This window comes from Geodermatophilus sp. SMS 5-13 (genome assembly GCF_059428245.1).
Genome location: NZ_CP165729.1, coordinates 3,036,696 through 3,056,474 on the forward strand (window position 1 = coordinate 3,036,696; position 19,779 = coordinate 3,056,474).

The 19,779-nt window shown below is 73.6% G+C and carries 20 protein-coding genes; 16 read left to right on the forward strand and 4 right to left on the reverse strand.

Annotation, left to right across the window (positions count from 1 at the left end):
• The 10 genes from AB3388_RS14685 (at position 1) to AB3388_RS14730 (ending at position 9,561) form a co-directional block, all read left to right on the forward strand.
• Positions 1 to 1,170 carry a cytochrome P450 gene (locus AB3388_RS14685; protein ID WP_495406020.1) on the forward strand — a complete coding sequence of 390 codons (1,170 nt, stop codon included), beginning with the start codon at positions 1 to 3 and terminating at the stop codon, positions 1,168 to 1,170.
• Positions 1,167 to 1,361 carry a ferredoxin gene (locus AB3388_RS14690; protein ID WP_495406021.1) on the forward strand — a complete coding sequence of 65 codons (195 nt, stop codon included), beginning with the start codon at positions 1,167 to 1,169 and terminating at the stop codon, positions 1,359 to 1,361. Before AB3388_RS14685 ends, AB3388_RS14690 begins: the two co-directional genes overlap by 4 nt.
• Positions 1,358 to 2,512, forward strand: a complete 1,155-nt coding sequence (locus AB3388_RS14695) for an NAD(P)/FAD-dependent oxidoreductase (RefSeq protein WP_495406022.1) — start codon at positions 1,358 to 1,360, stop codon at positions 2,510 to 2,512. The genes AB3388_RS14690 and AB3388_RS14695 overlap by 4 nt, the downstream gene beginning before the upstream one ends.
• A complete protein-coding gene (locus tag AB3388_RS14700; RefSeq protein ID WP_495406023.1) occupies positions 2,509 to 3,471 on the forward strand; it encodes a phosphotriesterase family protein in 963 nt (320 codons plus the stop codon). The genes AB3388_RS14695 and AB3388_RS14700 overlap by 4 nt, the downstream gene beginning before the upstream one ends.
• 17 nt (positions 3,472 to 3,488) lie before the next feature.
• Positions 3,489 to 4,442, forward strand: a complete 954-nt coding sequence (locus AB3388_RS14705; RefSeq protein WP_495406024.1) for a phosphotriesterase family protein — start codon at positions 3,489 to 3,491, stop codon at positions 4,440 to 4,442.
• 11 nt (positions 4,443 to 4,453) lie between these two features.
• Positions 4,454 to 5,557, forward strand: a complete 1,104-nt coding sequence (locus AB3388_RS14710; RefSeq protein ID WP_495406025.1) for an FAD-dependent oxidoreductase — start codon at positions 4,454 to 4,456, stop codon at positions 5,555 to 5,557.
• Positions 5,554 to 6,432 carry an alpha/beta hydrolase gene (locus AB3388_RS14715; RefSeq protein ID WP_495406026.1) on the forward strand — a complete coding sequence of 293 codons (879 nt, stop codon included), beginning with the start codon at positions 5,554 to 5,556 and terminating at the stop codon, positions 6,430 to 6,432. The genes AB3388_RS14710 and AB3388_RS14715 overlap by 4 nt, the downstream gene beginning before the upstream one ends.
• Entirely contained in the window at positions 6,429 to 7,343 is a 915-nt protein-coding gene (locus AB3388_RS14720) for an MBL fold metallo-hydrolase (RefSeq protein WP_495406027.1), read from the forward strand. Before AB3388_RS14715 ends, AB3388_RS14720 begins: the two co-directional genes overlap by 4 nt.
• Positions 7,336 to 9,069, forward strand: coding sequence for a CocE/NonD family hydrolase (locus AB3388_RS14725; protein ID WP_495406028.1), 1,734 nt, complete (start codon positions 7,336 to 7,338; stop codon positions 9,067 to 9,069). The genes AB3388_RS14720 and AB3388_RS14725 overlap by 8 nt, the downstream gene beginning before the upstream one ends.
• A gap of 180 nt (positions 9,070 to 9,249) precedes the next feature.
• Complete coding sequence (locus AB3388_RS14730; protein ID WP_495406029.1) at positions 9,250 to 9,561, forward strand: WhiB family transcriptional regulator; 312 nt, start codon at positions 9,250 to 9,252, stop codon at positions 9,559 to 9,561.
• Positions 9,562 to 9,574: 13 nt separating this feature from the next.
• Here the strand turns inward: AB3388_RS14730 and paaZ are convergent, their stop codons facing one another.
• Genes paaZ through paaK form a run of 3 tightly spaced genes read right to left on the reverse strand, consistent with a single transcriptional unit; the run spans position 9,575 to position 13,540 of the window.
• The gene (gene paaZ, locus AB3388_RS14735; RefSeq protein WP_495406030.1) at positions 9,575 to 11,629 is read right to left on the reverse strand and encodes a phenylacetic acid degradation bifunctional protein PaaZ; all 2,055 of its coding nucleotides are present in this window, start codon (positions 11,627 to 11,629) and stop codon (positions 9,575 to 9,577) included.
• Between the two features lie 10 nt (positions 11,630 to 11,639).
• On the reverse strand, positions 11,640 to 12,236 hold the full coding sequence (locus AB3388_RS14740) for a TetR/AcrR family transcriptional regulator (protein ID WP_495406031.1): 597 nt from the start codon (positions 12,234 to 12,236) through the stop codon (positions 11,640 to 11,642).
• A complete protein-coding gene (paaK, locus tag AB3388_RS14745; RefSeq protein WP_495406032.1) occupies positions 12,233 to 13,540 on the reverse strand; it encodes a phenylacetate--CoA ligase PaaK in 1,308 nt (435 codons plus the stop codon). Before paaK ends, AB3388_RS14740 begins: the two co-directional genes overlap by 4 nt.
• A 220-nt stretch (positions 13,541 to 13,760) precedes the next feature.
• On the opposite strand from paaK, the gene paaA reads away from it, so the two are divergent.
• From paaA to AB3388_RS14775, 6 genes are all read left to right on the forward strand, one after another.
• Complete coding sequence (gene paaA, locus AB3388_RS14750; RefSeq protein ID WP_495406033.1) at positions 13,761 to 14,720, forward strand: 1,2-phenylacetyl-CoA epoxidase subunit PaaA; 960 nt, start codon at positions 13,761 to 13,763, stop codon at positions 14,718 to 14,720.
• A 2-nt stretch (positions 14,721 to 14,722) separates the two neighbouring features.
• On the forward strand, positions 14,723 to 15,079 hold the full coding sequence (gene paaB, locus AB3388_RS14755; RefSeq protein WP_495411466.1) for a 1,2-phenylacetyl-CoA epoxidase subunit PaaB: 357 nt from the start codon (positions 14,723 to 14,725) through the stop codon (positions 15,077 to 15,079).
• A 38-nt stretch (positions 15,080 to 15,117) separates the two neighbouring features.
• On the forward strand, positions 15,118 to 16,026 hold the full coding sequence (gene paaC / locus AB3388_RS14760; protein WP_495406034.1) for a 1,2-phenylacetyl-CoA epoxidase subunit PaaC: 909 nt from the start codon (positions 15,118 to 15,120) through the stop codon (positions 16,024 to 16,026).
• Positions 16,023 to 16,526 carry a 1,2-phenylacetyl-CoA epoxidase subunit PaaD gene (gene paaD / locus AB3388_RS14765; protein WP_495406035.1) on the forward strand — a complete coding sequence of 168 codons (504 nt, stop codon included), beginning with the start codon at positions 16,023 to 16,025 and terminating at the stop codon, positions 16,524 to 16,526. Before paaC ends, paaD begins: the two co-directional genes overlap by 4 nt.
• Positions 16,527 to 17,603 (forward strand): 1,2-phenylacetyl-CoA epoxidase subunit PaaE, encoded by a 1,077-nt coding sequence (gene paaE, locus AB3388_RS14770; protein ID WP_495406036.1) that lies wholly within the window; start codon positions 16,527 to 16,529, stop codon positions 17,601 to 17,603. It begins immediately after the preceding gene.
• 155 nt (positions 17,604 to 17,758) lie between these two features.
• On the forward strand, positions 17,759 to 18,073 hold the full coding sequence (locus AB3388_RS14775; RefSeq protein ID WP_495406037.1) for a GlsB/YeaQ/YmgE family stress response membrane protein: 315 nt from the start codon (positions 17,759 to 17,761) through the stop codon (positions 18,071 to 18,073).
• A gap of 52 nt (positions 18,074 to 18,125) precedes the next feature.
• Here the strand turns inward: AB3388_RS14775 and AB3388_RS14780 are convergent, their stop codons facing one another.
• A complete protein-coding gene (locus AB3388_RS14780) occupies positions 18,126 to 19,775 on the reverse strand; it encodes a TIGR03086 family metal-binding protein (protein WP_495406038.1) in 1,650 nt (549 codons plus the stop codon).
• Positions 19,776 to 19,779 lie beyond the last annotated feature (4 nt).

Below are 19,779 nucleotides of genomic sequence, written 5' to 3' on the forward strand. Positions count from 1 at the left end.
ATGCCCCTCCCCACCTCCGACATCGACCTCTTCGCCGACGACGTCCTGCTCGACCCGTACCCCTGCTACGCCCGGCTCCGCGAGCTCGGCGGGGTCGTGCACCTGCCCGCGAACGACGTCTACGCCCTCACGCGCTACGACGTCATCCGCGGCGCCCTCGGGGATCCGGAGACCTTCTCCTCGCGGAGGATCGGCTTCAACCCGATGGTCAACGAGGCGCTGCAGGGCACCTCGCTCGCCTCGGACCCGCCGGTCCACAGCCGGCTGCGCGCGACGCTGACCGAGAACCTCTCCCCCCGTGCCCTGCGGGGTCTGAAGACGACGATCGACGCGAAGGCCGCGGCGCTGGTCGACGACCTGGTCGCGCAGGGCTCCTTCGAGGCCATCGACGCGCTCGCCCGCGCCTTCCCGCTCGAGGTGGTCGCCGACCTGATCGGGTTCACCGGGCACGTCCGCGACAACATGCTCCGCTGGGGCCAGGCCGCGATGCAGGTGATCGGCCCGATGAACCAGCGGACGGCGGAGAACTTCCCCATCGCCGGCGAGCTCTACGGCTGGTGCTCGAGCGTCACCGCCGAGGACCTCGCGCCCGGCTCGGTGGGCCGCGGCATCTTCGACGCCGAGGCGCGCGGCGACATCCCGCCCGGCACCGCGGGCCACATCATCCACCAGTACCTCGGGGCCGGCGTCGACACGACGGTCGCCGCGATCGGCAACGTCGTGGCCCTCTTCGCGGCGCACCCCGACCAGTTCGACCTGGTGCGCAAGGACGCCGCGCTCGTGCCGGCCGCCTTCGCCGAGGTGCTCCGCTTCTGGGTGCCCATCCACGCCTGGGGCCGCTTCGTGACGAGGGACGTGGAGATCGACGGCGCGACGGTGCCGGCCGGCTCCCAGGTCGCGATCCTCCTCGGCGCCGGCAACCGCGACCCGCGTCAGTACGCGGACCCGGACGCCTTCCTCGTCGAGCGCAACCCGATCGACCACCTGTCCTTCGGCTACGGCCCCCACGGCTGCGCCGGCCAGGGACTGGCCCGGCTCGAGGCGCACGCCGTGATCGAGGCGCTCGTCGGCCGGGTCCACCGCCTGGTCGTGGGCGAGGAGGTCCGCGTGCCGAGCAACATCACCCGGAGCATCGAGGAGCTCCCCGTCCTCGAGGTGGTGCCGGCATGAGGATCGCCGCGGACCGGGAGCGGTGCGAGGGCCACGGCCTGTGCGCCGACACGGCGCCGGAGGTCTACGACCTCGACGACGACGACGCCGTCGTGGTGCTCCGCCACGAGGTCGTGCCGGCGGGGATGGAACGCGAGGCCGAGGCCGGGGCCCGGGTGTGCCCCGTGGCCGCGCTGCGGGTCGAGTCGTGAGCCTGCGCGAGGTCGTCGTCGCCGGCGGGTCCATCGCGGCGCTGACCGCGGTGCAGATGCTGCGGATGGCGGACTTCGACGGCCGGATCACCGTGCTCAGCGACGAGGACCTGCCGCCCTACACCCGGGTGCCGCTGTCGAAGGGCGTGCTCGCGGGCACCGAGTCGGTCGACGACGTCGTCCTCGCGCCGTTGGCCGGCGACGTCGACCTGCGCCTGCGGACGCCGGCCTCGGGGCTCGACCTGCGCACCCGGACCGTGCACACCCCCGCCGGGCCCGTGCGCTACGACGGCCTGGTCCTCGCCACCGGCGCGCGCGCCCGCCGCCTGGGCACACCCGAGCAGGACGAGCGGGTGCTGCGCTCGCACGCCGACTGCGCCCGCCTGCGCGACGACCTGGCCTCGGCGTCCTCCGTGCTGGTCGTGGGCGGCGGGTTCCTCGGCATGGAGATCGCCTCGACCGCCGCCGCGCTGGGCAGGGAGGTCACCGTCGTCGACCTCGCCCCGCCGCTGGACCGGCTGCTCGGCGCCGTCGTGGGCGGGCACGTGCGGTCCGTGGCCGGGCGGGCCGGCGTCCGCATCGTCGTGACCGACGGCGGCGTCCGGCTGCTCGGCGCGCCGCGCGTCACCGGCGTCGAACTGGCCGACGGCAGCCGCCTGGAGGCCGATCTCGTCGTCTCGGCGGTCGGCGACGTGCCCAACGTCGAATGGCTCGCCGGCTCGGGCATCCGGCTGCACGGCGGGGTCGTCGTCGACGAGCGCTGCCGGGTCGCGCCCGGCGTCGTCGCCGCGGGCGACGTCGCAGTGCTGGCGGACGGCGACGGACGGCCGGCCCGCTCACCGCACTGGACCAATGCCGTCGAGCAGGCCCGTGCCGCGGTGCGCGCGCTGCTGCACGGGGACGCCGCCGCGCCCTACCGGCCGTCGCGGTACTGCTGGACCGAGCAGTTCGGCCTCGACGTCAAGCTCGTCGGCGACCTCGACCCACGCGGCGAACCGGCCGTGCTCGACGGCTCGCTCGACGCCGGCTCCGCCCTGCTGGCCTGGCCCGACGCCACCGCGCCGCACACCGTCGTCGCGGTCGACCACCCCACCCCGCCCGCCAAGCTCAAGCGCCTCCTCGCGCGAGCCGCAGCAGGAGCCGCCGCGTGAACGTCAACACCGTCCTCGGGCCCGTGCCCGCAGACCAGCTGGGCGTCGTCGCCGTCCACGAGGCGCTGCTCTCCGTCGTCCCGGGCGCCGAGCACGCGTACGACATCCCCTTCGACCGCGCGGAGATCTTCCAGGTCCTCGCCCGGAAGCTGACCGCCTTCCGGGAGGCCGGCGGCGGGACGATCGTCGACAGCACCGGCATGTTCGGCGGCCGCGACGTCCGCATGTACGAGGCGCTCTCCCGCGCGACCGGCGTGCACGTCGTCGCCTCGACCGGCATGGGCCCCGAGGAGAACCTCGGCGGCTACTTCCTCACCCCGCAGACCGACCCGCCGACCCCCTGGCCGGCCGGGAAGTTCGCCGACCTGTTCGGCCGGGAGGTCACCGAGGGGATGGTCGTCCCCCGCGTGGAGCGGCTTGCGGCCGCCGGGCTCGTGGCCACGGCCGCCACCCGTGCGGGCATGACACCCACCGACGAGAGCCTCTTCCGCGGCGCCGCCCGAGCCGGGCTCGCCACCGGCGTCCCCGTCTCGATCCGCTACGGCGCCGATGCCGGCAAGGACCTCCAGATCGTCCTCGACGAGGGCCTGCCGGCCGACCGCGTCGTCGTCGGCGACCTGGACCGGGTGGACGCCGTCGCGGCCGGGTGGCCCGCCGCGGTGGTGGAGCTCGGCGCCTACGTCGCGATCGACCACGTCGGCCGCAACGACGGGGACGACGTCCTCACCGACGCGGACCGGGCCGCACTGGTGGCCGAGCTCGTCGCGGCCGGCCACGCCGACCGGGTCCTGCTCTCGTGCAGCGCGATCGGTGTGGCCAAGGGGCGGCCCGACTACGAGCTGCCGTACGCGCACGTGCTGACCGCGTTCGTCCCGCTCCTCGCGTCGCGCGGCGTCGCCGACTCCGACATCCAGCGGCTCCTGGTCGCGAACCCGCGCGCGCTCCTGACGGTGCGCTGAGAGAGGCCGAAAGAACCATGTCCCGCGTCAACACCGTCCTGGGCCCGATCGCGCCCGAGGAGCTCGGCCTGGTCGCCGTCCACGAGCACATCGGCTACGGCATGCCCGGCTCCGAGCTCGACACGCAGTGGTGGAAGACCCCCGAGCAGCGCTACGAGGAGACCGTCCCGAAGCTGCGGCAGTTCCACCAGTACGGGGGCGGCACGTTCGTCGACGCCACCGGCATCTGCAACGGCCGGGACGTCGACTACTACAGGTCGCTGTCGGCCAAGACCGGCGTGCACATCGTCGCGTGCACCGGCTTCGTCGGCGGCGACACCGCGCTGCGCTTCTTCGCCGAGGCGAGCGTGGACTACCTGATGCGGCAGTTCGTCCACGAGATCACCGTCGGCATCGGCGGCACCGGCAGCCGGGCCGGGATCATCAAGGTGGGCGTGAGCCGCGGCTTCCGCATGAAGGAGCTCGACCTGCGCATCTACCGCGCAGCGGCGCGCGCCGCGCTGCTCACCGGGGTGCCGATCTTCACCCACCTGGCCGTGGACGTGGAGCCGGCGCTCGCGGTCTTCGCCGAGGAGGGGCTCCCGCTCGACCGCGTGCTCTTCGGGCACGCCGACGACGGCGTCAGCCAGGGCAGGGTCAACGAGACGGCGATCCTCGGCCAGGGCGGCCGGATCGGTTTCGACACCTTCGGCTACGACCTCGAGCTACCGGACCCGCCGTTCTGGGGCCGCCACCGCGGCGAGCGCCTCGACCACTTCCTCCGCGTGATCCGCGACGGCCACGTCGGCCAGGTGCTCGCCTCCGCCGACGCCAACTGCAGCCCGCTCGGCTGGCCCGGCGTCAAGGGCCACACCGTCAACTACATCTACGAGCAGCTCATCCCCGACCTGCGGGCCGAGGGCATCGACGACGCCACGATCCACCGGATCTTCGTCGAGAACCCCGCCGACTTCCTGACCCTCCGGAACTGAGGAACACGCACATGGACATCCAGCACCTGAAGATCGCGGTCGTCGGCGCGGGGTACGGCGGCGCCGCGGTGGCGCACGGGCTGAGCCTGCTCGGCGCCGACGTCACGGTGTACGAGCAGGCGAACCGGATCCGGGAGGTGGGCGCCGGCATCGGCCTGCGGCCGTCGACCATGGACCGCTTCCGCCGGTGGGGGATCTTCGACGCGATCGCGCGGGTGAGCTCGCCCAGTGACTACTTCGAGATCCTCACCGCCACCGGCGACCCCATCGCCCAGGACTCGTGGCCGGGCATGGACGACTACGAGGTCAAGACCCACACCCACCTGATCCACCGCGGGGACTTCATCGACGCCCTGGTCGGCGCGCTCCCCGAGGGCATGGTCCGCCTCGGCTGGAAGCTCGACACCGTCGAGGACCGGGGCGAGCGCGCCGTCCTCGGCTTCACCAATGGCGAGACCGTCGAGGCCGACCTGGTCGTCGGCGCCGACGGGATCAGGTCGACGGTGCGCGCGCAGCTGTTCAGCGGCGCCGAGCCGGTGTTCTCCGGCGAGCACGCCTACCGCGTGGTGATCCCCGCGGACGACGCGCACGGGACGGTCGTCGACGACAACCTGCGCATGTACATCGGCCGGGGCACGAAGGTCTACCTGCTGCCGCTGCGCCACCGCGACGCGCTGTCCTTCGACGTCACCTGCCTGGCCACGGACGGCACCTGGGCGCCGCAGGTCACCAAGGACGACCTGCTGGCCAAGGTGGACGGCTTCGACGAGCGCATCGTGCGGATCGCCCGCGACCTCGACCTGGCCGGCGTCAACGTCCGCGCCGTCTACGACATCGACCCGGTCGACAGGTGGCACTCCGGCTCCGTCGTCCTCATCGGCGACGCGGCGCACGCGATGCTGCACCACCAGGGCCAGGGCGCGAACTCGGCGATCCTGGACGCCGGCGCCCTCTCCGACGCCCTGCGCGACGCGGACTCCGTCCCCGCGGCGCTCGCCGCGTACCAGGCGGAGCGCAAGCCGCTCACCGACGAACTGCAGCGCATCTCGCGCAACGGGTGGACCGTCGACGAGCTCGAGGACGTCTTCCCCGGCCAGAAGGTCGCCGCGCGATGACGCTGCACCCGACGATCGCCGAGGCCCTGGCCACCCTCCCCGCGCCGCCCCCGGGGCCGCTCGACCCCGCGGTGCTGCGCGCGGCCGAGGAGGCGCAGGTGCCCCCGGTCGAGGAGCGCCCGCCGCTGCACTCGGTCGAGGACGCCACCGCGGGCGGCGTGCCGGTGCGGATCTACACCCCGGCCGACGCGCAGGGCCTGCTCGTGTACTTCCATGGCGGCGCGTTCTTCCTCGGCAGCCTCGAGACGCACGACGCCGTCGCGCGGTCCCTGGCGAAGGAGACCGGCCGCACGGTCGTGTCCGTCGGCTACCGCCGGGCGCCCGAGCACGCGTTCCCCGCCGGCCTGGAGGACTGCTGCACCGTGGTCCGGTGGGCGGCCGAGCGTGCCGGCACCCTCGCCGTCGCCGGCGACAGCTCCGGTGGCAACTTCGCCGCGGCCGTCGCGGCCATGGCGCACGACGACGGCAACGACTCGATCACCCACCAGGTGCTCTTCTACCCGTCGCTGGACCTCGACTTCGACGTCGACCGCTACCCGTCACTGCGGGAGAACGCCGAGGGCTACGGCCTCGAGACGGCGGGGCTCGAGCCGTTCAACGCGTTCTACCTCGACAGCGGCGCGGACCCCGACGACCCCCGCGTCTCGCCGATCAAGCGCGCGGACCTCACGGGCCTGCCGCCGGCGCTGATCATCACGGCAGAGCACGACCCGCTGCGTGACGAGGGCGAGCTCTACGGCCGGCGGCTGGCCGAGGCGGGCGTGCCCGTGACGGTGAGCCGGTACGCCGGCGCCGCCCACGGGTTCGTGCAGCACTTCGCGTGGCTGCCGGAGTACGCCCGGGTGTTCGAGGAGACCCAGGACTTCCTCCGGTGAGCGTTCCGGTCCACCCGCTGGTCTCCCCCTGGGGCCGGTTCGGGCTCTACAGCTTCTTCCTCGACGCGCCCGAGCCGGCGATCGTCGACACCGGCGTCGCCTCCTCCCCCGCCGAGGGCATGGCGCCCGCGCTGGCGAGGCTCGGGCGCCGCATCGAGGACGTCCGCTGGATCCTGCTGACCCACGGCCACGTCGACCACGTCGGCGGCGCGCACGCGCTGTGGGAGCTCACCGGCCGCCGGGCGGAGGTGGTGATCGCCGAGGCCGACGCGCTCCTGCTGCGCTCCCGGCGGGCGCACGTCGACCGCTACCTCGACGTCCGGCAGCGGTACCTGCGCGATCCCGAGGGCGAGGCGAAGCAGACGGCGATGGCGGCCGCCGCGATCTCCGGGGAGCTGGAGCCGACCGTGCTCGTGCGCGGCGGCGAGACGCTGGACCTCGGCGGTGGGGTCACGGTCTCGGTGTACGCGATCCCCGGCCACACGGCCGGGTCGGTCGCGTACGTCGTCGACGGCCAGGACGACGTCTTCGTCGGCGACGCCGTGCAGGTGCACGGCGCCGCGAACGGCTTCCCCGGCTACGAGGACCCCGTCGCCTACCGCGCGAGCCTCGAGTACCTGCGGGACGTCGTCCGCCCCCGGCACCTGTACCTCGGGCACCCGTACCGCACCGCCGCCGGCGATCCCTACGGCGTCGAGCTCGACGCCGGCCAGGCGCAGCGCGCGCTGGCGGAGAGCCTCGACATCGAGGCCCGCGTCGCCGACGCGGCGCGCCGCCACCCGGACGACCCCGCCCGGGTCGCCGAGGAGCTCGGCTACACCGGCGACCCCACCCTCGAACCGTCGCCGTTCTTCACGACGCTGCACGGTCATGCCCTTCAGGCCAGGAAGGTACGGAACGTCAATGCCTGATCCCCGACTCCTCGACGCCGGCGGGCGGAAGATCGCCGTCCGCAAGGATCTCCGGGTCCCGATGCGCGACGGCGTCGCCCTGGCCGCCGACGTCTACTCCGGCGCCGACGACGAGCCGCGCCCGGCACTGGTCGCGCTGAGCCCGTACGGCAAGGAGCTGCAGGCGCTCGCGCTCACCATGCCGCCACAGCGGCGGCCCAGCCCCATGTGGGACGGCTGCATCGAGGCCGGCGACATCGCCCGCGTGGTCGGCGAGGGCTATGCCCACGTCATCGGGGACCTGCGCGGCTCCGGTGCCTCCGAGGGCGAGCACATCGGCAACTACAACGCCGGCGGCGTGCCGCTCGGGCAGGACGCGTACGACGTCATCGAGTGGGTCGCCGCGCAGCCGTGGTGCGACGGCAACGTCGGCATGATCGGCATCTCGTACTACGGGTCGATGCAGGTGCTGGCCGCCGCCGAGCGCCCGCCGCACCTCAAGGCGATCTTCGTCAGCGGCGGCCACTTCGACTTCTACGAGACGACCTACCACGGCGGGATCATGTGGTTCATGCCGCGCGCCGCCCGCGAGGGCCGCGGCGGCGACTCCGGCTGGGCCTTCACCGACCGCATCCGGTCGCGGATGCTCGAGACGTACTCGCCCGAGGAGATCGACAAGCGCGTCGCCGAGCGCCTGCAGGACCCGGACGTCGCCGCGTGGCCGAACCTCGTGCACGTCCTGAACTACCCGCAGCACCACGAGGCCTGGTTCGACATCGTGCTGAACGATCTCGACGGCGACTGGTACGAGGAGCGCCACCCGGTCGACCTCGCCCGGAACATCGACATCCCGGTCTACCTGCAGATCGACCAGGGCCGGGGCTGGACGGTCGACGGCCACATCGAGCTCTTCGACGTCCTGACGGGTCCCAAGAAGCTGGTCATCGGCTCCTACCCGCCCATGCAGTCGCGCCCCTGGGTCGAGGAGCACGACGAGATGTTCCGGTGGTACGAGTACTGGCTGAAGGGCGTCGACAACGGCGTCATGGACGAGCCTGCCGTGAGCGTGTTCGTCGAGGGCTCGCGCCGAGTGGTCACCGGCGCGCAGTGGCCACCGAGGGACGTCGAGCACCGGGCGCTGTACCTCCGCCCGCGCGGCAGGCTCGCCGCGCAACCCGAGCCGATGGGCCCCGAGCACGCCGCGCCGGACGGCTTCTACCAGGCGCCGCTGACGGTCACGGACGAGGTCGAGATCCTCAGCTGGAGCACCGCCCCGTTCGAGCAGGACACCGAGCTGATGGGCACCGGCGCCGCGCACCTGTTCGCCGAGATCGACCAGCCGGACACCAACTTCATCCTGCGGCTGTGGGACGTGGCTCCCTCCGGGGGGCGGCAGCTCATCACGACCGGCTACCTCAAGGCCTCGCACCGGGAGCTGGACGAGGAGCGGACGACGGAGGGCAACCCGTACCACCCGCACACCCGCGCCGTGCCGGTCGAGCCGGGCGCGATCGAGGAGTACGTGCTGCGCCTCTACCCGTTCGCGGCGACGTTCCGGCCGGGGCACCGCCTGGTCGCCGAGCTGTCCAACGACGAGCCGCTCGCCGACGACCACAACGCGCTGCTGCCGCCGGATGCCTTCCACCTGCCGGTGGGCCGGCCGGTCACGCACAAGGTCTACCGCGACGCGCGCCACCCCTCCCGGCTCGTGCTGCCGTTCACGACGCGGACGGCCGAGGTGGGGTAGCGCCCGGCAACACGCCTGCGCCGCGGAGCGGACCGACAGGTTCCGCCAATACTCGGCCCGGGTTTCGCTCAGCTTGTGCCAGTGTGGCTACACGGGGGCACTGCGTAACGTCACGGGAAGCAATCAGGTCGTACCGGTCCGTCACGGACTGTGCGCCCCGCCATCCCTGAGGAGCTTCCCGTGTCTTCCTTCTCCCGCCCGAACCTGACCCTGCTCAGCCAGGCCCCCGTCGACGAGTCGTGGTCGGCCCCCTCCACGGGCGACGAGTCGTGGCGGCTGGACGCCCTGTGCGCCGAGACCGACCCCGAGGCGTTCTTCCCGGAGAAGGGCGGCTCGACGCGCGAGGCCAAGCGGGTCTGCGTCGGCTGCGCGGTGCGCACCGAGTGCCTCGAGTACGCGCTCAACAACGACGAGCGCTTCGGCATCTGGGGCGGCCTGTCCGAGCGGGAGCGCCGCCGGCTGCGCCTGCTGCGCCGCCCGCTCAGCGCCTGATCGCACCCGCCGGTCAGCTCCCGGCGGCCGGGGGCCAGGCCTTGGCGACCATCGTGAGGACGTCGTAGGTCGCCACCGGCTTGCCCTCGGTGTTGACGACGACGGCGTCCCAGCGGACCTCGCCGTGGTCGGCGCCGCCCCGCGGGGTGATCTGCTTGGCGGTGAGGGTGACCGTCAGCTCCTCCCCCGGCTTGACCGGCGTGAGGAAGCGCAGGTTGTCCACGCCGTAGTTGGCCAGCACCGGGCCCGGGGCAGGGTCGACGAACAGCCCGGCGGCCCACGACACGATCAGGTAGCCGTGGGCCACCCGGCCGCCGAACAGCGGGTTGGCTGCCGCGGCCTCCTCGTCCATGTGCGCGTAGAACGTGTCGCCGGTGAACTCGGCGAAGTGCTCGATGTCCTCGAGCGTGACCGCGCGCGGCCCGGCGGTGATCGAGTCGCCGATGCGCAGCTCGGCCAACGACTTGCGGAACGGGTGCACCCCGTCGTCGCGGCGTGCTGAACCGGTCACCCAGCGGCCGCCGATCGCGGTGAGCTGGTCGGGCGAGGCCTGGACGGCGGTGCGCTGCATGTGGTGCAGCACCCCGCGGATGCCGCCGAGCTCCTCTCCCCCGCCGGCGCGGCCCGGACCGCCGTGCACGAGCACCGGCAGCGGCGAGCCGTGGCCGGTGCTCTCCCTCGCGTCGTCGCGGTCGAGCACCAGGATCCGGCCGTGCGCGTGCGCCGCACCGAGCACGAACTCCCGCGCCACCGCGGGGTCGTGGGTCACGATCGAGCCGACCAGGCTGCCCTGGCCGCGGACGGCGAGCTCCACGGCCTGGGCCACGCCGTCGTAGGGCAGCACCGTGCTGACCGGGCCGAACGCCTCGACGTCGTGCGGCTCGGCGGCGGCGAGGTCGTCGCAGCGCAGCAGCAGCGGCGGCAGGAACGCGCCGCGGTCGCGGTCGGCGCCCACCACCTCGAAGTGCTCGGGATCGCCGGCGACCAGCTCGGCCACGCCGCGCAGCGCCTTGAGCGAGCGCAGCACCTCCTCGCGCTGGTCGAGGCTGGCCAGCGCGCCCATGGTCACGCCGTCCGCGCCCGGCGCGCCGACGACCACCTGCGCCAGCCGCTCCCGGGTCGCCGCGACGACGTCGTCCACCAGCTCGCGCGGGACGAAGGCCCGGCGGATCGCGGTGCACTTCTGCCCCGCCTTGACCGTCATCTCGGTGACCAGCTGGTCGACGAACAGCCCGAACTCCGGGGTGTCCGGGCCGGCGTCCGGCCCGAGGACCGAGCAGTTGAGCGAGTCGGCCTCGGCGTTGAAGCGAACGCTGTTCGCCACCACCGACGGGTGGCTGCGCAGCTTGCGCGCGGTCGCCGCGGAGCCGGTGAAGAAGACCAGGTCCTGGCCGGCCAGCCCGTCGAGCAGCCCGGCCGGGCTGCCGGCCAGCAGCTGCACCGAGCCCTCGGGCAGCAGGCCGGACTCCACGATCGTCCGGACGACGGCCTCGGTGAGGTACGCGGTCTGCGACGCGGGCTTCACGATCGTGGGCACGCCGGCGAGGAAGGCCGGCGCGAGCTTCTCGAGGAAGCCCCAGACGGGGAAGTTGAAGGCGTTGATCTGCACCGCGACGCCGCGCAGCGGGGTGTAGAGGTGCTGGCCGGCGAAGGTGCCGCGCCTGCCGAGCGGCTCGACCGGGCCGTCGAGGACGACGGTGTCGTCGGGCAGCTCGCGGCGGCCCTTGGACGCGTAGGACAGCAGCGTGCCGAACCCGCCGTCGACGTCGACCGCGCTGTCGCCGTCGGTGGCGCCGGTGCGGCGGGACAGCGCGTAGAACGCGTCCTTGTCGGCCATCAGCCGCAGGCCCAGCTGCTTGAGCAGCCCGGCCCGCTGGTGGAAGGTCAGCTCCCGCAGCGCCGGGCCGCCGACGCTGCGGGCGTGGTCGAGCATCGCGGCGACGTCGAGGCCGGAGCTGCTGATCCGGGCGACGGTCTCGCCGGTCACGGCGTCGGCGATCGGGGTGCCGTCGTCCGGTGCGGCGTACCAGCGGCCGGCGGCGTAGCTCTCGAGCAGCGGTGCGGTCATGGGGTCCCCCTCAGGACTTCCGGAGGCCGTCGAAGGTGGTGGCGACGACCGCGTCGGCCAGCGCGGTCGCGTCGAGCCCGCGGTCGGGGCGGTACCACTCGGTCAGCGAGTTGACGGTGCCGAACAGCAGCCGGCTGGTGACGGAGGGGTCGACGTCCGGCCGGACGTCGCCCTCCGCCGCGGCCGCGCGGACCAGGTCGGTGACGATCCGGTCGAACCGGCGCCGCCGCTGCAGCGCCTCCTGCTCGACCGGGGAGTTGCCGCGGACCCGCAGCAGCAGGGTGACGAACGGCAGCTCGGCGGCGAGCACCCGCACCGAGCCCCGGACCACGTGCTCGAGCCGCTCGATCGCCGGCCCGGTGGTCGCGCCGGGCTCCTCGGTGACGGCGAAGAGCGCATCCAGGGCGCGGTCGAGGGCCAGCCGCAGCAGCTCCACCTTGCTCGGTACGTGGTGGTAGATCGCCGACTTGGTGACGCCGAGCCGGGCGGCCAGCTCCTCCATGCTCGTGGCGTCGTAGCCGCGCTCGTTGAACACGGCGACCGCGACGTCCAGCAGCGAGTCCAGCGAGTGCCCGGGCCGGCCGCGGCGGGCAGCCGTGGCCGTCATGCACGCTCCCGGTGGTCGGTCAGCCGCTGCAGCTTCCCCACGGACCGGGCCAGCGTCTCGGGCTCCACGACGACGACCTCGATGCTGGTGCCGACGGTGTCCTTGACGCCCTTGGCCACCTCGGCGGCGGCCGCCGTCCGCCGGTCGGCCGGGCAGTCGGGCCGGGCCTCGATACGGCAGATGAGGTGGTCCATCCGGCCCCGCGTGAGCAGCTCCAGCGCGAAGTGCGGCGAGAGCCCCGGGGTGCGCAGCACGATCTCCTCGATCTGCGTCGGGAACAGGTTCACGCCGCGCAGGATGATCATGTCGTCGGTGCGGCCGGTGACCTTCTCCATCCGGCGCATCCCGGGCCGCGCCGTCCCCGGCAGCAGCCGGGTGAGGTCGCGGGTGCGGTAGCGGATGACCGGCATGGCCTCCTTGGTCAGCGAGGTGAACACCAGCTCGCCGCGCTCGCCCTCGGGCAGCACCTCGCCGGTGGCCGGGTCGAGGATCTCCGGGTAGAAGTGGTCCTCCCAGATGTGCAGGCCGTCCTTGGTCTCCACGCACTCCTGCGCGACGCCGGGGCCCATGACCTCCGACAGGCCGTAGATGTCGACGGCGTGGATGCCCGCGCGCTCCTCCATCTCCAGGCGCATCTGCTCGGTCCACGGCTCGGCGCCGAAGATGCCGATCTCCAGGCTCGACGCCCGCGGGTCCATCCCCTGCTTCTCGAACTCGTCGATGACGGTGAGCATGTAGGACGGCGTAACCATGATGATCCGCGGCTCGAAGTCGCGGATCAGCTGCACCTGCCGCGGCGTCATGCCGCCGGAGACCGGGATCACGGTGGTGCCCAGCTTCTCCGCCCCGTAGTGGGCGCCGAGCCCCCCGGTGAACAGCCCGTAGCCGTAGGCGTTGTGCAGCTTGTCGCCCGGGCGGCCGCCGGCGGCGCGGATCGAGCGGGCCATGACGGTGGCCCAGGTGTCGATGTCCCTCTCGGTGTAGCCGACGACGGTGGGCCGCCCAGTCGTGCCGGACGAGGCGTGCACCCGCCGGACCTGCTCCTGCGGGACGGCGAACATGCCGAACGGGTAGTTGTCCCGGAGGTCGGCCTTGCTGGTGGTGGGGAACTTCGCCAGGTCGGCGAGCTCGCGGCAGTCGTCCGGGTGGACGCCGGCGGCGTCGAACGCGCGCCGGTAGTGCGGCACGTTCTCGTAGACGTGCCGCAGGGTCCACTGCAGCCGCTCCAGCTGCTGCGCGCGCAGCTCGTCCAGGCCCAGCCGCTCGGCGTCGTCGAGCAGGGTCGGGTCGGGCGCGGATCCCACCCGTCGGTTCGTGTCGCTGGCAGCAGCCGTCATCGCACGGGCCTCCGTCGTCCTCGGCGTCGTCGCCGTCGTCCCAAATACCGACCGGATGGTCAGGTAACCAACTCCCTCCGGAGGCCGGCTGTCAAGCCCTCCGTCGGAAGCCTTGTGTCCCGGGCCACGATCGTGCACACTCATTACCGACCATCCGGTCAGTAAATAACGGACCGAGGGGACGAGGATGTCCGCGCCCACCCTGGAACGGCCTGACGAGACCGCGCTGCAGACCCGGTTCGACGCGACGATCGCCGCCGACCACCGCATCGAGCCGCGCGACTGGATGCCCGAGGGCTACCGCAAGACGCTGATCCGCCAGATCGCGCAGCACGCGCACTCGGAGATCATCGGGATGCAGCCCGAGGGCGACTGGCTGCTGGCCGCGCCGAGCCTGCGCCGCAAGGCGATCCTGCTGGCCAAGGTGCAGGACGAGGCCGGCCACGGCATGTACCTGTACTCGGCGACCGAGACGCTCGGCGCCGACCGCGCCGAGCTCACCGACATGCTCGTCGAGGGCAGGCAGAAGTACAGCTCGATCTTCAACTACCCGACGCTCACCTACGCCGACGTCGGCGTGATCGGCTGGCTGGTCGACGGCGCGGCGATCTGCAACCAGGTGCCGCTGTGCCGCTCCTCCTACGGGCCCTACGCCCGGGCGATGATCCGCATCTGCAAGGAGGAGTCCTTCCACCAGCGGCAGGGCTACGAGCTGCTGATGACGATGATGCGCGGCACCCCCGAGCAGCGGGCGATGGTGCAGGACGCCGTCGACCGCTGGTGGTGGCCGTCGCTGATGATGTTCGGCCCGCCGGACGCCGACAGCCCGAACACCGCGCAGTCCATGGCCTGGGGCATCAAGCGGCACACCAACGACGAGCTGCGCCAGCGCTTCGTCGACATGAGCGTGCCGCAGGCGGAGTTCCTCGGCGTCACGCTGCCCGACCCGGAGCTGTCGCTGGACCCGGAGACCGGCCACTACCGGTTCGGGTCGATCGACTGGGACGACTTCAAGCGGGTCGTCTCCGGCGGCGGCCCGATGAACGCGCTGCGCATCGCCCGCCGCAAGGCCGCCCGCGACGACAACGCCTGGGTCACCGAGGCCGCCACGGCCTACGCCGCCAAGCACGAGGGAGCTGCCGCGTGAGCATGACCAGCGAGGGCGGGCACGGCGCCGTCCCCACCGGTTCGGACGTGCCGGTCGCGACCGAGCCGGCGAAGGCCCGCCGCGACTGGCCGCTGTACGAGGTGTTCGTCCGCGGCAAGCGCGGGCTCAACCACGTGCACGTCGGCTCGCTGCACGCCCCGGACGACGAGATGGCCGTGCACGCCGCGCGCGACCTGTACACCCGGCGCAACGAGGGCGTGAGCATCTGGGTGGTCAAGTCGGCCGACATCACCGCCTCGAGCCCCGACGAGAAGGACCCGATGTTCGCCCCCAGCGGCGACAAGGTCTACCGCCACCCCACGTTCTACGAGATCCCCGAGAACGTCCCGCACATGTGACGTGCTTTATCGCGATAAAGTACGCAGAAAGGCCTCCTGTGCACGAAGAGACCGTCTACGACTCGCTCGCCAACGCGCACGACGACGCCGGGCACTGGGCGTTCGGGACCGGCTTCGACGACCCGCTCGCCGGCGTCGACACGACGGTGCCGGACGGCGTCGACCCCGCCGACCTGGGCGCCTACTGCCTGATGCTCGGCGACGACGCGCTCGTGCTCGCCCAGCGGCTCACGCAGTGGATCACCGCCGCGCCCGAGCTGGAGGAGGAGGTCGCCATCGCCAACGTCGCCCTCGACCTGCTCGGCCAGGCACGCCTGCTGCTGGCCCGCGCCGGCTCGGTCGGCGTCCTCGGTCGGTCCCGGGAGACGGCCACCGAGTCGATCCCGGACGAGGACGCCCTCGCCTACTTCCGCGACCCCGACGAGTTCCGCAACAGCGGTCTGGTCGAGGCGGAGAACGGCGACTTCGCGCGGACGATGATCCGGCTGCTGGTCGCGGCCACCGTGCGGCTGGCGGTGTTCGCCCGGCTGCGGGAGTCCCGCGACCCGGTGCTGGCCGCCATCGCCGCCAAGGGCGTCAACGAGCTGGCCTACCACCGCGACCACGCCGCCCGCTGGGTGCTGCGCCTCGGCGACGGCACCGAGGAGTCGCACCGCCGCGCCCAGGCCGGCGCGGACGCCGTCTGGCCGCTGCTGGACGACGTCTTCACGGCCACCGACGTCGAGCGCCGGCTCACCACCGCCGGTATCGCGGTCGACCCGGCGGACGTCCGCGGCGAGGCGCGCGAGGTGCTCACCCAGGTGCTCGAGCGGGCCACCCTGCGCGTGCCCGCGTGGCCGGCCGACGCGTCGCCCCGCGGCCGCGCCGGCGAGCACGGCCCGGAGCTCGCCGAGCTGCTGGACAGCCTCCAGGGCCTGGCCCGCCAGCACCCGGCGGCCACCTGGTGACCGCCGTCCTGACCGATCCGCGGGCGGTGGCCGAGACGGTGACCGACCCGGAGCTGCCGATGCTCACGCTCGCCGACCTCGGCGTGCTGCGGGACGTGCGGGACGAGGACGGCACCGTCGTCGTCGAGATCACCCCCACCTACACCGGCTGCCCCGCGATGGGCGTCATGCGGGCCGACCTGGTGCACGCGCTGCACGCGGCGGGCTTCCCCGACGTCGACGTCCGCACCGTCCTCTCCCCCGCCTGGACCACCGACTGGATCAGCGACACCGGCCGTCGCAAGCTCGCCGCCGCCGGCATCGCCCCGCCGGGGACCGCACCGGTCCGCTCCCCCGGCCCGGTGCCGCTGCAGCTCGGCCCGACCCGCCGCACCGCCGCCTGCCCGCAGTGCGGCTCCCCGGACACGGTGGAGCAGAGCGAGTTCAGCGCCACCGCCTGCAAGGCCCTCCGCCGCTGCCGCGCCTGCGGCGAGCCGTTCGAGCACGTCAAGGAGATCTGAGTGAGCGCGCCGACCCGCCGCCGCCCGCAGTTCCACCCGCTGAAGATCGCGAAGATCGAGCGGCTCACCGACGACGCCGTCGCGGTCACCTTCGACGTCCCCGCGGAGCTGGCCGAGGACTACCGGTTCAAGCCGGGCCAGGCGCTCACGCTGCGCCGGGTGGACGGCGACCGCGACGAGCGCCGCTCCTACTCGATCTGCGCGCCGATGGGTGCCGCGCCCCGGGTCGGTGTCCGCGAGGTGCCCGGCGGCTTCTTCTCCTCCTTCCTCGTGCACGAGGTGGAGCCGGGCGACGAGATCGAGGTGCTGCCGCCGTCGGGCACCTTCACCGCGGACCTCTCGGTGCCGGCCGACCACGTCTTCGTCGTCGCCGGCTCGGGCATCACCCCGGCGCTGTCGCTGGCCGCCAGCGTGCTGCGCGACGGCAAGTCGACGGTCACCGTCTTCTACGGCAACCGGCGCAGCAACACGGTGATGTTCGCCGACGAGCTCGCCGACCTGAAGGACGCCCACGGCCCGCGGCTCCAGCTGGTGCACGTCCTCTCCCGCGAGCCGCGCGACGCGGAGCTGACCAGCGGCCGGCTCGACGGCGCCCGGCTGCGCACCCTGATCGACAACCTGGTCGACGCCGGGCACGTCGACCACTGGTGGCTGTGCGGCCCGCACGGGATGGTCCAGGACGCCCGCGCCCTGCTGACCGAGCTCGGGGTGCCGACCGAGAAGGTGCACCAGGAGCTGTTCTACGTCGACGACGTCCCGCCCCAGCCGGTCCGCGGCGACGAGGAGACCGTCACCGGCCCGAGCAGCCAGGTCACCGTCGTCCTCGACGGCCGGACGACGACGCTGGCCCTGCCGCGGGACGTCCCCGTCCTGGACTCCGCGCAGAAGGTCCGCGCGGACCTGCCCTTCGCCTGCAAGGGCGGCGTCTGCGGCACCTGCCGCGCGCGGGTCACCGACGGCGAGGTGGAGATGCGCCGCAACTACGCGCTCGAGCCCAAGGAGGTCGAGGCGGGCTACGTGCTCACCTGCCAGACCGTGCCGCTCTCGGACGCCGTGACGGTCGACTTCGACGCCTGAGTTCGGCCGGCTGAGGCCCCACGAATCACCCGCACCGGGCGATGGCCGCCCACCCCCCGCCGACGGAAGCATGGCGGCGCGGTCGAGCGAGGTGGGCGCGACGCGGCAACGGCCGGCCGCGATGCAGAACCGGTCGGCGACCTGAGGAGGTCGACATGGTCGGAGCCATACTGCTGGGATTCGTCTGCGGCGTGATCGCCCGGATCCTGATGCCCGCCGATGCGTTCCGGAAGATGAGCGGGCCGACGTCGTGGCTGGTGTCGTTGGGGTTGGGCCTGGCCGGCGCGCTGCTCGGTTACGTCATCTTCACCCTCGGGTTGGGGATCGGCGACACCGACATCTTCGACTGGGGCGGCCTCATCGGGGCCCTCATCGGCACGCTCATCGTGGTCGGGGTGGCGAGCTACTTCCTGCGTCGCCGCTCGACCGGCGCTCCGTCGTCGAGCCAGGAGGCACCGCCCCGCAGGTGACCGGCCGGGTCCCGCCACCCGGAGAGGACGTCGACCTCGACCCTGGGCGACGTCAGCGCGGGGCGCGGCCCAGGAACGCGGCCAGCCGGTCGTACGCGTCGGCGGACGGCGTCGGCACCGGGTCGGCGTAGGCGGACCCGTCACCCCGCAGCGCCGCCGGGACCAGCCGCTCGGCCACGCGCAGCGCGGCGTCGGCGAGCCGGGCGTCGAGCGGCTGCGCATACGCCGTGGCCACCGCCAGGTCGTGGGTGTGCGCGACCACCTCGAGCACGAACCCCGACAGCGCCACCGGTGCCGGGAGCCGGCCCCACGGCGCGAGGACGTCGGCGGGTCCGTCGGCCCACGCCGCCCGGGCCTTGGCGGCGTCGGCGGCGAACCGCGGCGCCCAGCCGCGGCGGGCGTCGGGGGCCACCACCGCGGGCACGGTCGAGTGCGGGCGCCCCGCGGCCACCCGCTCGGCGCGGCGCGCGACGGCGGTGAGGTGCCCGAGCAGCTCCTGCACGTCCCATTCGGCGCAGGGGGTGGGCAGCCGCAGCTGCTCCGGCCGGACCGCCACGACCACGCGCTCGGCCTGGTCCAGCGCGTCGCCGAACAGGACGAGTGGATCCGCGACCACCGACGGGACCGACGGCACCGACGGGGCCGCCTCGGCCCGGCGCGGCACCGGCAGCCGGAACAGCGCCCGCGTGTTGTCCTCCAGCAGCGCCCGCAGCGTCTCCGGCGGCAGGCGCCGGGCCAGGCGCAGCAGGCTGCCGTTGTAGTTCTCGGACAGCTCGATGTTCGGCGGGGTGCGGACGAAGTGCGCCGGCCCGTCGACGGCCGCGTCGGAGCCGAACAGGACGCGGTCCGGGCCGACCTCGCCGATCAGCCGCTCGACCTCGGCCGATCCGCACCAGGAGGTCTCCAGGTGCAGGTTGGGCAGCTGCTGGGCGTGCCGCGCCGCCCGCCGCCGGCCCTCCGGCAGACCGAGGAAGGTGTGGTAGAGCACGAACGGCACGTCGGGGTGCCGCTCGGCCAGCCGGCGCACCAGGTCGGGGTCCGAGGGGCCGGGCGCGGTGTGCACCGTCACCGGGACGCCGGCCTCGGCGGCCACCCGCAGGAACGGGTCCAGCCCCGGCGAGTCCGCCGGGTAGTCGTCGTACGACGGGTGCAGCTTCAGCCCGACCGCGCCGTCGGCGAGCCGGCGGCGGACGTCGTCGACACCCGGCCCCGCGGGGCTCACCCAGACCAGCCGGGTCAGCCAGGGCACGCCGTCGGCCACCTCGTCGACGAACCCGTTGTCCTGCCACGACACCAGGCCGTGGGTCATGCCGCCGGAGGCCAGCGCCACCCGCAGGCTGTCGAAGCCCATCGGCTCCAGGCCGCGGACCCGGGCGTGCACGTGCGCGTCGACCGGGTCGAGGTCCAGCCACAGCCGGTAGTTGGCGGTGGCGTTGTTGTCCCAGTCGAGCCGGTCGGTCGCGACCGCGCAGTCGAGGACGACGTGCCCGTCGGCGGCCGGGATCTCCGCCGTCCAGCTGCCGTCGTCCCCGCGCTCCAGCGGGACCACCTCGAAGGGCGGCCCCGCGCCGTCGAAGCCGAGGTGCAGGGACAGCGGCCGGTCGGCGGCCGCCAGCGGACCCTGGTAACGGACGCGGCCGCCCGCCGTCCGCTCCCCGACGGGAGAGATCCAGGTCAGCGGGAGATCAGCGGGCGTCGGCATGGCG